11 protein-coding genes are annotated in these 11,929 nt (G+C 66.0%); 8 read left to right on the forward strand and 3 right to left on the reverse strand.

The features are described 5' to 3' along the window. Positions 1-129: 129 nt before the first annotated feature. Positions 130-399: a hypothetical protein gene (locus tag A5906_RS34045; RefSeq protein ID WP_080139483.1), complete on the reverse strand. Its 270-nt coding sequence runs from the start codon at positions 397-399 to the stop codon at positions 130-132. Next, positions 392-1,186: a DUF899 domain-containing protein gene (locus tag A5906_RS34050; protein ID WP_080139484.1), complete on the reverse strand. Its 795-nt coding sequence runs from the start codon at positions 1,184-1,186 to the stop codon at positions 392-394. The genes A5906_RS34045 and A5906_RS34050 overlap by 8 nt, the downstream gene beginning before the upstream one ends. Positions 1,187-1,276: 90 nt before the next feature. Here A5906_RS34050 and A5906_RS34055 point away from each other — a divergent pair, with 90 nt between their 5' ends. From A5906_RS34055 to A5906_RS34095, 8 genes are all read left to right on the forward strand, one after another. Continuing rightward, on the forward strand, positions 1,277-2,497 hold the full coding sequence (locus tag A5906_RS34055; protein ID WP_080139485.1) for a helix-turn-helix domain-containing protein: 1,221 nt from the start codon (positions 1,277-1,279) through the stop codon (positions 2,495-2,497). 28 nt (positions 2,498-2,525) lie between these two features. Further along, complete coding sequence (locus A5906_RS34060; protein WP_080139542.1) at positions 2,526-3,164, forward strand: Vgb family protein; 639 nt, start codon at positions 2,526-2,528, stop codon at positions 3,162-3,164. A gap of 129 nt (positions 3,165-3,293) precedes the next feature. Further along, the gene (locus tag A5906_RS34065; protein WP_080139486.1) at positions 3,294-4,862 is read left to right on the forward strand and encodes a DUF4403 family protein; all 1,569 of its coding nucleotides are present in this window, start codon (positions 3,294-3,296) and stop codon (positions 4,860-4,862) included. An 87-nt stretch (positions 4,863-4,949) separates the two neighbouring features. Next, positions 4,950-6,059: an ABC transporter ATP-binding protein gene (locus A5906_RS34070; RefSeq protein ID WP_080139487.1), complete on the forward strand. Its 1,110-nt coding sequence runs from the start codon at positions 4,950-4,952 to the stop codon at positions 6,057-6,059. A gap of 57 nt (positions 6,060-6,116) precedes the next feature. Then, positions 6,117-7,175 (forward strand): ABC transporter substrate-binding protein, encoded by a 1,059-nt coding sequence (locus A5906_RS34075; protein WP_080139488.1) that lies wholly within the window; start codon positions 6,117-6,119, stop codon positions 7,173-7,175. 240 nt (positions 7,176-7,415) lie between these two features. Next, the gene (locus A5906_RS34080; RefSeq protein ID WP_080139489.1) at positions 7,416-8,666 is read left to right on the forward strand and encodes an ABC transporter permease; all 1,251 of its coding nucleotides are present in this window, start codon (positions 7,416-7,418) and stop codon (positions 8,664-8,666) included. Next, positions 8,663-9,496 carry an ABC transporter permease gene (locus A5906_RS34085; RefSeq protein WP_080139490.1) on the forward strand — a complete coding sequence of 278 codons (834 nt, stop codon included), beginning with the start codon at positions 8,663-8,665 and terminating at the stop codon, positions 9,494-9,496. The genes A5906_RS34080 and A5906_RS34085 overlap by 4 nt, the downstream gene beginning before the upstream one ends. Before the next feature lie 280 nt (positions 9,497-9,776). Further along, the gene (locus tag A5906_RS34095) at positions 9,777-10,988 is read left to right on the forward strand and encodes an ABC transporter substrate-binding protein (protein ID WP_080139492.1); all 1,212 of its coding nucleotides are present in this window, start codon (positions 9,777-9,779) and stop codon (positions 10,986-10,988) included. A 258-nt stretch (positions 10,989-11,246) separates the two neighbouring features. Here the strand turns inward: A5906_RS34095 and A5906_RS34100 are convergent, their stop codons facing one another. After that, positions 11,247-11,777 carry a PRC-barrel domain-containing protein gene (locus A5906_RS34100; RefSeq protein WP_080139493.1) on the reverse strand — a complete coding sequence of 177 codons (531 nt, stop codon included), beginning with the start codon at positions 11,775-11,777 and terminating at the stop codon, positions 11,247-11,249. Positions 11,778-11,929 lie beyond the last annotated feature (152 nt).

Genomic DNA, 11,929 nt, shown 5'->3' on the forward strand with positions numbered 1-11,929 from the left:
GGGCCCTCAGGATGAGGGCTGAATGCGCGGCGGCAATTTCGCCGCCGGGCCGCTGCCAGTTAGCCTCATCCTGAGGAGACCGCGAAGCGGTCGGCTCAAGGACGAGGCGTGCACGCCGGCGGAAGCCGCTTAGCGGCGCCGCCGCTCCGCGATCAGCCTCAGCCACGCGGCCGCATGAAACGCGCTCATCAGGAGATACATCGGCACCATGCCGCCGAGCAGGGACCCCTGCCCGGCGCCGCACAGCATGTCCGTCGGGCCGCCACTGATCACGGCGGTCAGCACGGCCATGACCGCGAAAGTGGGCGTCGCCGCCAAGGCCAGCCATCTGGCGAGGTGGCGCGCGGCCACGACGCCATCGTGGCCGGCGGGCGCCGTTGCGCTGACAGGACTAGTCACGGCCTTCCGCAGCCTCCTTGCGGAACGCCTTCTCGCCGGCGTCCGAGATCTCGACCCATTTCTTGTCGGGCGCCGCGCCTTCCTCGTAGCTGTCGTGCCAATTCCACCATTTGTAGGTCGGCGTCTGCGGATAGCCCTTCGGCGAATCCTCCCAGACCTCCTGGCGGCCGAGCGGGGTGATGTCGAGATAATTCCAGGTGCCGCCCATCTGCTCGTCGCCGCGGCTCTTGATGAAATAGGTACGGAAGATGCGGTCGCCGTCGCGGTAGAACACGTTGGTGCCGTGCCATTCGTCCACGCCGAAATCGGCATCGAAGCTGTCGGTGATGGTGACCCAGGGCATGGTCCAGCCCATCCGCTTCTTCAGCCTGGCAATGTCGGCCTGCGGCGCGCGCGAGGCGAACACCAGCGTGGTGTCGCGGGCGTTCAAATGCGAGACATGGGCGACCTGGTCGGCCACCATGGAGCAGCCGCGGCAGGCATGATCGGGCCAGCCGAACACCCCCGGCTCGAAGAAGGCGCGGTAGACGATCAACTGCCGCCGGCCCTGGAACAGATCAGCCAGACTGACCTTGCCGCCGGGCCCCTCGAACGCATAGGTTTTGCCAACTTCCATCCATGGCATGCGCCGGCGCTCGGCGGCCAGGGCGTCGCGGGCACGGGTATGCGCCTTTTCCTTCACGAGCAGTTGCTGGCGGGCGGCCTCCCAGTCCTGCGCCGACACCACCGGCGGGGTCTGCATGGCGGTCTGTCCGTTGGTTCCTGACTTGTCTGCTGATGTCATCATGACTCTCCAAAGCGTTTGCTTGACGTCCTGCCAACGATTTCTGGCACCAGGCGGTTGTGCGGTGGGAGTAACAAGTGTGGCGGGATTGACATGGAGTCGCTGATCACGGCCGCCGCGCGGGCGCTGGAGGCCGGCGATCCCCTCGGCGCACTGAACCGCGTTGCGCTGCGCAACGACGCGCCGTCGCTGGCGCTGCGCGGCATCGCGATGGCGCAGCTCGGCGATCTCGCCAAGGCCAAGGCGCTGCTGCGGAGCGCCGCGCGCGCCTTCGGTCCGCGCGAGGCGGTGGCGCGGGCAAGATGCGTGGTGGCCGAAGCCGAGATCGCGCTCGTCTCACGTGACCTGGGCTGGCCGGTGAAAGCGCTCGCAGCCGCGCGCGCGACGCTCGAAAAACACGGCGACCTTGCCAATGCGGCGCATGCCGGCCACATCGAAGCGCGCCGTCTGCTCCTCGTCGGACGGCTCGACGAGGCCGAGCGCACCTTGGCCGCACTCGGCATCTCCGCGCTTCCGCCTGCTTCGCTGGTCGTGCGCGAGCTCGTGGTCGCCGGCATCGCGATCAGGCGGCTGCAAACTGGGGATGCCCGCGCGGCGCTCGACCGCGCCGCCGGCGCAGCACGGCAGGCAGGAATTCCGGCACTCATGGCCGAGGTCGACAGCGCAAGCCTGATCCTCGACACGCCGGCAGCGCGCCTGATCGCGCGCGGCGAGGAGCACCCGTTGTTGCTCGGAGAGGTCGAAAGGCTGGCGACCTCGACGGCGCTCGTGGTGGACACCTTCCATCATGTCGTGCGCAGGCAAGGCGTCGTCGTCTCGCTCGGAACGCGGCCGGTGCTGTTCGCGCTCGCCCGCCTGCTGGCGCAGGCTTGGCCCGCGGATGTCTCACGGGAGCGGCTGATTGCCGCTGCGTTTCGAGCACGGCACGTCGATGAATCGCACCGCGCGCGATTACGCGTCGAGATCGGACGGCTCCGCACCCAGCTCAAGCCGCTGGCCGACATCAACGCGACCAGGCAGGGCTTCGTGCTGGCGCCGCGCAAGACGCGCGACGTCCTCGTGCTGGCGCGCCCCAATGAGGAGAAGCACGCCGCCCTCCTCGCTTTTCTCACCGACGGCGAGCCGTGGTCGAGCTCCGCGCTCGCCCTTGCGCTCGGGATCAGTCCGCGCACCGTGCAGCGGGCGCTCGAGGAGCTGGCGCGGTCGAACAAGGTCCAGTGCTTCGGACATGGGCGCGCGCGCCGCTGGATGACGCCGCCCGTGCCGGGTTTCCCGACAGGCTTGTTACTCCCCACGCCGCTCTTGAAGACGTAAGGTGCATCACCTCACAGGGATCAAGGACATGAAGCGTTCAGCCGCCGAGATCGTCAGGGAGTATGGGCCCTTTGCGGGCGTCGAGCACGTGCATGGCGTCACCTATGACGGCACCCATGTCTGGTTCGCATCCGGCGACAAGCTGAATGCGGTCGATCCCGCGAGCGGCAAGATCGCGCGCTCCATCGACGTCGCCGCGCATGCGGGAACGGCCTTCGACGGCCGCCACCTGTTCCAGATTGCCGAGGATCGCATCCAGAAGATCGATGCCGCGACCGGCAAGGTGATCTCCACCATCCCCGCGCCCGGCGGCGGTGGCGATTCAGGTTTGGCTTGGGCGGAAGGCTCGCTCTGGGTCGGTCAATACCGGGAGCGCAAGATCCACCAGATCGATCCGGCCACGGGGAAGGTGCTCCGTACCATCGAGAGCAAGCGCTTCGTGACCGGGGTGACCTGGGTTGACGGGGAGCTCTGGCACGGCACCTGGGAAAGCGAGGACAGCGACATCAGGCGGATCGACCCTGACACCGGCAAGGTGCTGGAGCAGCTCGACCTGCCCGCGGGCACCATGGTCTCGGGCCTGGAGTCCGATGGCGGCGATCGCTTCTACTGCGGCGGCGGAGATCGCGGCAATGTGAGAGCGGTCCGCCGTCCCCGGCGCGGCTAGGTGCGCGATGCGCGGCAACGGCGCGTTAGCAACCGTTAACCTGTTCGCCCCAATTCCACCCCATGGTTGCGCTCTAGCGCCCTCCTCGCCCGCCCTGTAAAATCCCCGCCAGGGCGGCCTGGGGGATTGATGGGACTGACGCTGAACTTGAGGACTATCCTGATCGCCGTCGCGGTGCTCGCGGCGTCGTTCTTCATCAGCTTGAAAGCGATGGACTGGCTGTCGCCGCGCGCGACGAATTCCGCGCCGCCGGTCGCGCAACTGCCGCCGCTGCCGCCGGTTGCGAAGAGCTCGATCGTGGTCGCGCCGGTTGCCATCGCGCTGTCGGCGATCCGCGAGCAGGCCGAGAAGGCCGCGCCGCGCAATTTCGCCGGCAAGGCCGACAACCCGATATCGCAGATCCTCGAGAACGCCGATATCGGCTGGTCCGCCGTACGCGGGCCGATGGCGGCCAGCGGCGACAAGGACGTGCTGACCATCTCGACGCCGCTCACCGGCAAGCTGAACGTGACCGGCTCGCTGTCCGCCAAGGCGACCGGCGCGCTGGGCGATGCGCTCGGCAGCGTGCTCGGCGGTGATGCGGCGAAACGGATCGGCGCCGTCAACATCAAGAATTTGAACGCCAGCGCCGAGATCAGGGGCAACGTCATCGTCACCTCGCGCCCGAAGCTCGCGGCGAACTGGCATCTGGAGCCCAATCTCGGCGCCCAGGTCAATCTCGGCGACACCAACCTCAACGTCTCCGGCGCCAAGGTCAACGTGCCGGCACAGGTGAAGCCGCTGATCGACAAGAATGTCGGCGAGCAGATCAACATCGTCTCCGAGCGCATCCGCAACGATCCCTCGCTGCGCGAGAGTGCGAAGCTGCAATGGGCCAAGGCCTGCCGCTCGATCCCGCTGCAAGGATCTGGCTCCTCGGCCGCGCTGCCGCCGCTCTGGCTGGAGATGAAGCCGACCCGCGCGATCGCGGCGCAGCCGCGCGTCGACGCACAGGCCGTGACCCTGCTGATGGGCCTCGAGGCCGAGACGCGCGTCACCTCGACGCAGACCAAGCCGGACTGCCCGTTTCCCGACAAGATCTCGATCGTGCCGCCGACAGGTACCGGCGTGAACATCGGCGTGCCGATCGACGTGCCCTTCACCGAGATCAACAAGCTGATCGCGGCGCAGATGGTCGGCCACACCTATCCCGAGGACGGCTCGGGCCCGGTCGACGTCACCGTGAAGAGCGTCAACGTGATCCCCTCGGGCGACCGGCTGCTGATCTCGCTCCTGGTGCGCGCCAAGGAAAAGAAGAGCTGGCTCGGTCTCGGCGCCGAGGCGACCGTCCACATCTGGGGCCGGCCGATGCTCGACCAGGCGCAGCAGACGCTGCGGCTCGCCGACATCCAGCTTGCGGTCGAGTCCGAGGCGGCCTTCGGGCTGCTCGGCGCGGCGGCACGCGCGGTCGTGCCGCAGATGCAGCAGGCGCTGGTGCAGAAAGCGACGCTCGACCTGAAGCCGATCGCCGCCAATGCGCGCGAGAAGATCGCAGCCGCGATCGCCGACTACCAGAAGAGCGAAGACGGCCTCAAGGTCGACGCCAAGATCGACAGCCTGACGCTCGCCGACATCGCCTTCGACTCCAAGACCCTGCGCGTGGTCGCCGAAGCCGGCGGAACGCTCAACGTGTCCGTGACGAAGCTGTCGGGGATGTAGCACGCCCCACGCGCCTCTGCGCCGCTGGCATTCTCGCCGGAGGATGCTAGTCTCACACGGCATTGTAGGGGACAGCACGAGGACAACATGGAAGCCGGCATGGTCACGCCTGCGCCGGCGCTGGTGCGTTTTTCCGGCATACAGAAGACCTATGATGGCGAGCACCTCGTGGTGAAGAACCTCGATCTCGACATCAGGAAGGGCGAGTTCATCACCCTGCTCGGCCCGTCGGGCTCGGGCAAGACGACCACGCTGATGATGCTGGCCGGCTTCGAGGTTCCGACCCAGGGCGAAATCTACCTCGGCGACCGGCCGATCAAGAACGTGCCGCCGCACCGGCGCGACATCGGCATGGTGTTCCAGAACTACGCCCTGTTTCCGCACCTGACGATCGCGGAGAATATCGCCTTCCCGCTCTCCGTTCGCAACACGAGCAAGGCGGACGTGCAGGAGCGCGTCAGCGCGGCGCTGCGCATGATCAAGATGGAAACCATGGCGCAGCGGCGGCCCGGGCAGCTCTCCGGCGGTCAGCAGCAGCGCGTGGCGCTGGCCCGCGCACTGGTCTTCAATCCGCAACTCGTGCTGATGGACGAGCCCCTTGGCGCCCTCGACAAGCGCCTGCGCGAGCAGATGCAGCTCGAGATCAAGCAGCTGCACGAGACGATGGGCATCACGATCGTCTACGTCACCCACGATCAGAGCGAAGCGCTCACCATGTCGGACCGCATCGCCGTGTTCAACGACGGCATCGTGCAGCAGATCGACAGGCCCGACGCGCTGTATGAGCATCCGGTGAACAGCTTCGTCGCCCACTTCATCGGCGAGAACAATGTGCTGGCCGGCACCGTCGAGACCATCGACAAGGACTATTGCCGCGTCGCGCTGGCCGGCGGCGGCGCCGTCACCGCACGCGCAGTCAATGTCTCAGGCGCGGGCGCATCGACCTCGCTGTCGGTGCGGCCCGAGCGTGTCGCCATTGTCCCGAATGGCAGCTCCAGCGACGGCCTGAACCTGCTGCCGGCCACGGTGCAGAACACCATCTATCTCGGCGACCACGCGCTGGCCGTGCTCGACGTCGCAGGGAACGCCGAGTTCATGGTCAAGCTTCAGCCCGGGGCGCATGACAGCCTCGCACATCGCGAAAGCGTGCATATCACTTTTCGGCCCGAGGACTGCCTGGCCCTCGATCCCGTCTGATCCGGGCCGGCATCGATCAACCCTCAACACAACTCACATCTAGAAGGAACAAGGACCATGCTGAAGCGCAAGATTGGCAAGATCGCTCTGGGTTTCGCCGCGGCGCTGAGCGCCAGCGCAGCGCTGGCCACGGTCGCAGAGGCGCGTGACCTCACCGTCGTGTCGTGGGGCGGCGCGTATCAGGATGCCCAGAAGAAGGTCTATTTCGAGCCGTTCAAGAAGGCGTCCGGCGTTGCGATGAACGACGAGTCCTGGGACGGCGGCGTCGGCGTGTTGCGCGCCAAGGTGCAGGGAGGCGCCGCCACCTGGGACGTCGTCCAGGTCGAAAGCGACGAGCTCGCAGTCGGCTGCGAGGAAGGCCTGTTCGAGAAGCTGGACTATTCCAAGATCGGCGGCGAGGCCGCCTATATCCCGCCAGCGGTCAACGCCTGCGGCGTCGGGTCTATCCTTTACGATTTCGTTCTCGGCTACGACAAGGACAAGCTGAAGGAAGCCCCGAGCGGCTGGGCCGATTTCTTCGACACCCGGAAGATTCCCGGCAAGCGCGCCCTGCGTCAGGGCCCGAAGACCACGCTGGAGATTGCGCTGATGGCCGACGGCGTCGCGCCGAAGGACGTCTACAAGGTGCTGGCGACCGACGAGGGGGTCGATCGCGCGTTCAAGAAGCTCGACAGCATCAAGGGCGACATCGTGTGGTGGAAGGCCGGCGCCCAGCCGCCGCAATTGCTCGCCTCCGGCGAGGTGGCGATGACCTCGGTCTACAATGGCCGCATCGATACCGCGAACAAGAACGAGAAGAAGAACTTTGGCATGGTGTGGGATGGTGCGCTCTTCACGATCGACAGCTGGGTCATCCTGAAGGGCAGCCCGAATAAGGACGCGGCGTACAAATTCCTCGACTTCGCAGGCAAGGCGGAGAACCAGTCAAAACTGTCGGAGAACATTGCCTACGGCACCTCAAACAAGGACGCAGCCGCTCTGCTCGCGCCCGCCATCCTCAAGGACCTGCCGACAGCGCCTGACAACATCAAGAACGCGGTCGAGATCAACGTTGCCTTCTGGCTCGAGAACATCGACCGCCTGACGGAGCGCTTCAACAAATGGGCCGCGAAGTAAGGCGCGATGGCACCGTCGTGCGGCGCAGGCGGAGGGAAAAAGGTGGCGGATAGCTCGCCCGCGGCGCATCCTTCGAGACGCCCGCCTACGGCGGGCCCTCAGGATGAGGTCTGAGTCTGTGGCAGCGACTTTACAGACACCGATGTCTGGCCCGCGCAAAGCGCGGCCCAATGACAGGCTCCGCGGTCGTCCCGAACGACGAGGCGCGCGCTCAGATGTTCGGTCAGCGAGGCTCTCCCCATGACCGCTGCGTCCCTGACCGAGGCCGAGGTGCCGCTCAAGCGCCGATTGAGGCGTGCGGAGCGGGCACGCCAGCTCAAGGCATTGGCGCTGGTCGCCCCGCTTCTCGTCTTCCTGCTCTTCACCTTCGCCGGGCCCATCGCCGGCATGCTGTGGCGCGCGGTCGACGACCGGGAGGTGCGCCAGGTACTGCCGCAAACCATTGCTGCTCTCGCCGATTGGGACGGCAAGGACCTGCCGGACGAAAAAGCCTTTGCGGCGCTGACCAGCGACGTTCTGGCGGCGCGCGCCGCCGGTACCATTGCGATTGCGGCCAAGCGGCTCAATTACGCGCAGAACGGTTTTCGCACGATCCTGACCGGCACGGCACGGAATCTGAAGGCGGTGCCGGAGCCCGGCACGGCGAAGGAGACATTGGGCAAGATCAATCCGGCCTGGCGCGAACGCGCCACCTGGATGACGATCAAGAACGCCAGCGGCCCGGTCACCGGCTTCTACCTGCTCGCCGCGCTCGACCTGACGCGGAATGCGGATGGCGCGATCGTCGCAGCCCCGCCGGATCAGGCCATCTACCGCGATATTTTCGCCCGCACCTTCCTCATCAGCCTCGGTGTCACGGCCCTCTGCCTGATCCTCGGTTTCCCGGTCGCTTACCTCCTGGCGACACTGCCGCCGGGGCGGTCGAACCTCTTGATGATCTTCGTCCTGCTGCCGTTCTGGACGTCGCTGCTGGTCCGCACCTGCGCCTGGATCGTGCTGTTGCAGAGCAAGGGCGTCGTGAACGACAGCCTGCACTGGCTCGGCATCATCGACGGGCCGCTCCGCCTGATCTACAACCGCTTCGGCGTCTGCGTGGCCATGACCCACGTTCTCCTGCCGTTCATGATCCTGCCGCTGTACAGCAGCATGAAGGCGATCTCGCCTGCCTACATGCGGGCCGCCGCCTCGCTCGGTGCGCCACCCCTCACCGCGTTCCTGCGGATCTACCTGCCGCAGACCCTACCCGGTATCGGCGCCGGAAGCCTGCTCGTCTTCATCCTGGCGATCGGCTATTACATCACACCGGCCCTCGTCGGCGGCGCCGCCGACCAGATGATCAGCTATTTCATAGCGCTCTACACGACCGAGACGGCGAATTGGGGCCTCGCCTCGGCGTTGGGTGCGGTGCTGCTGCTGGCCACCGTCCTGCTCGCGCTCGTCTACGGCAAGCTGGTGCAGGGACAGCAGGTCACCGGAGGCATGAAGAATTGAGCTACAATTCCTCCCTCCGCACGCCCAGCCAGCGCATCGCGTGGACCGCGACGATCGCGATCTCCACGCTGGTATTCATCTTCCTGATCGCGCCGATCCTGGCGATCATGCCGCTGTCCTTCAGCTCGGGCTCGTATCTCACCTATCCGCTGCCCGGCTTCTCCTTGCGCTGGTACGACGACTTCATCACTTCGCCGCGCTGGATGAATTCCTTGAAGAACAGCATGATCATCGGCGTCGCCGCGACGCTGCTGTCCATGGTGCTTGGCACATCGGCCGCGCTGGGGCTGGCGCAGTGGAAGGGCCGGTTCAAGCCGCTTGTGCTGGCGTTCGTGCTGTCGCCTGTCGTCGTGCCCGGCGTCATCACTGCGGTGGGTCTGTATTTCTTCTTCGCGCCGATTGGGCTGACCGGCAGTTATCTCGGCCTGATCCTGGCCCACACCGCCCTGGCGACCCCCTTCGTGGTGATCACGGTCGGCGCGACGCTGCAAAGCTTCGATACCAATCTGGCACGCGCCGCCGCCTCGCTCGGCGCCTCGCCGCTTCAGGCGTTCCGCCGCGTGATCCTGCCGCTGATCCTGCCGGGCCTCGCCTCGGGCGCACTGTTCGCCTTCGCGACCAGCTTCGACGAGGTAGTGATCGTGCTGTTCATGGCAGGGCCCGAACAGCGCACTTTGCCGCGCGAGATGTTCAGCGGCATCCGCGAGAACATCAGCCCGACCATCACGGCAGCGGCGGTGATCCTGACGACGGTATCGGTCATCCTGCTCGCAACGCTGGAGGCGTTGCGCCGGCGCAACGAACGGCTCAAGGGTGGCGGCGGGGGCTGAAAACTTCTCCCTCTCCCCGCTTGCGGGGAGAGGGTCGGGGTGAGGGGGAGCCTCCGCAAGGATGGTGAGAGTTGGACTCGCGGAGAGTCCCCCTCACCCGGAATGCATCGAAGATGCATTCCGGCCTCCTCCCGCAAGCGGGGAGAGGCGAAGGGAACACCGCCGGCCCCTTCTGATTTTGCATTCCGCTATGGCGCGCGCCGCTTAGCTGCCGCGAGCGATAGCCGCTAGAACAGTCCCCGCGAATAACACCCGAACAACAACAGACAGGGAGAAACACATGCAAAAACTCATCGCCGCCGTCGCGGCCGGCATCGCCCTCGCCGCGGCAACCGGCGCCGCGCAGGCACAGATTTCCGACGACGTCGTCAAGATCGGCGTGCTCACGGACATGTCGAGCCTCTATGCGGACGCGACCGGCAAGGGATCGCTCGCCGCCGTCGAGATGGCGGTTGCCGACTACGGCGCCAAGGTCGCGGGCAAGCCGGTCCAGGTGGTCGCCGCCGATCACCAGAACAAGCCCGACGTCGGCGTCAACATTGCCCGCAACTGGTACGACAACGACAAGGTCGACGCGATCTTCGACGTGCCGACGTCGTCGGTGGCGCTGCCGATCTCGGCACTGACGCGCGAGAAGAACAGGATCAACATCAATTCGGGCGGCGGCTCCTCCGACATCACCGGCGTTGCCTGCTCACCCAACACGGTGCACTGGACCTACGACACCTATGCGTTGTCGAACGTCGCCGGCAAGGCGATGGTCAAGCGCGGCGAGGACACATGGTTCTTCGTCACCGCCGATTACGCCTTCGGCATGGCGCTGCAGCGCGACGCCGCCAACGTGGTCAAGGAGAGCGGCGGCAAGGTGCTCGGCGAGGTCCGTCACCCGCTCAACTCGTCGGACTTCTCCTCGTTCCTGCTGCAGGCCCAGGCCTCCAAGGCCAAGGTGGTCGCGCTCGCCAATGCCGGCGGCGACACCACCAATGCGCTGAAGCAGGCCGCCGAGTTCGGCCTGACCCAGGGCGGCCAGAAGATGATCGCGCTCTTGCAGGAGATCACCGACACCCACTCGCTCGGCATCAGGGCAACGCAGGGCCTGATCGTCACCGACGCCTTCTACTGGGACATGAACGAGGAGACGCGCGCCTTCTCCAAGCGCTTCAACGAGAAGGTCGGGCATATGCCGACCATGATCCAGGCCGGCCTCTATTCGGCGACCATGCATTATCTGAAGGCGATCGAGGCCATCAAGACCGACGAGGCGCCGAAGGTGATGGCGCAGATGCGCGCGACGCCGGTCAACGACTTCTTCGCCAAGGGTGGCAAGATCCGCATCGACGGCCGCATGGTCCACGACATGTATCTGTTCGAGGTCAAGAAGCCCGAGGAGTCCAAGGGCGAATGGGACCTCTACAAGCTGATCGCAACCGTGCCCGGCGACGAGGCGTTCCGTCCGCTCGACAAGGGCGGCTGCCCGCTGGTGACGCACTGAAAGTGCTCTCGCCCGCAGCGCATCCTTCAAGACGCCCACCGATGGCGGGCCCTCAGGATGAGGGCGGAGCGCGCGGCAATTTCAGCGCGGCTAATGCCGCTTAGCCTCATCCTGAGGAGACCGCTGGAAACGGTCGTCTCGAAGGACGAGGCGCTTGCTCAGGCCGCGGCGTTCAAGCGGCGAGGTGAAGAATACAGACACGACAGCGCGCCCGGTGAAAACCAGGCGCGCTTCGTTCAGGCCGTCACGTAGACCTCATTACTCCGAGTACTTGAACTCGGGCATGGCCTTCAGCTCGTCCTTGCTGGCATTGAACACGGCGTGGTCCGGATACCACTTCGACGAGGACGACGTCGTGGTCGCCGCAGGCCTGTCGGTGCCGGTCGCAGCGCCCGTCGTGGTGGTCGTGGCGGGCTTGGCGTTCGGGTTCGTGCTGGCGCCGGTATAGGCGACGGCCTCGTTGACGAACTTCAGCTTCTCGTAGGGCACGGCGACCAGATGCTCGCCCATGCCGAGGAAGCCGCCGACGCCGATCACGGCGATCTTGATGGCGCCGTTCTTGTCCATCAGCAGGTCGTTGATCGAGCCGATATTCTCGTTGGCCTCGTTGTAGACCTTCAGGCCCGACATCTTCGAGGCGCGCCACTCACCCGACGCCGTCGTGGTCGTCGTTGTCGCCGTGGCTGCAGGCGCTGCCTTGTCGGTTGTGGCGGTCGGGTTTTGCGCGAACGCGACGGTCGCAAGCAGTGCGGTGCCGGCGAGGCCGGCTGCGATCGATTTCATCAGCATGTTGTCCTCTCCTTCAACAAGAAAACTTGTGGGGGGAAAACAGCGCCGAACAGCAGCAGTTCCGAGCGCTCGGCAATTTCGTCGCGCGATGCGCGAGGGAGAATGTTCCTACGTCACCCGGGAACATTTTGCGGCGCACCGTTCCCCGCCGG

The organism is Bradyrhizobium sacchari, from assembly GCF_002068095.1.
Taxonomy (GTDB): Bacteria; Pseudomonadota; Alphaproteobacteria; order Rhizobiales; family Xanthobacteraceae; genus Bradyrhizobium; species Bradyrhizobium sacchari.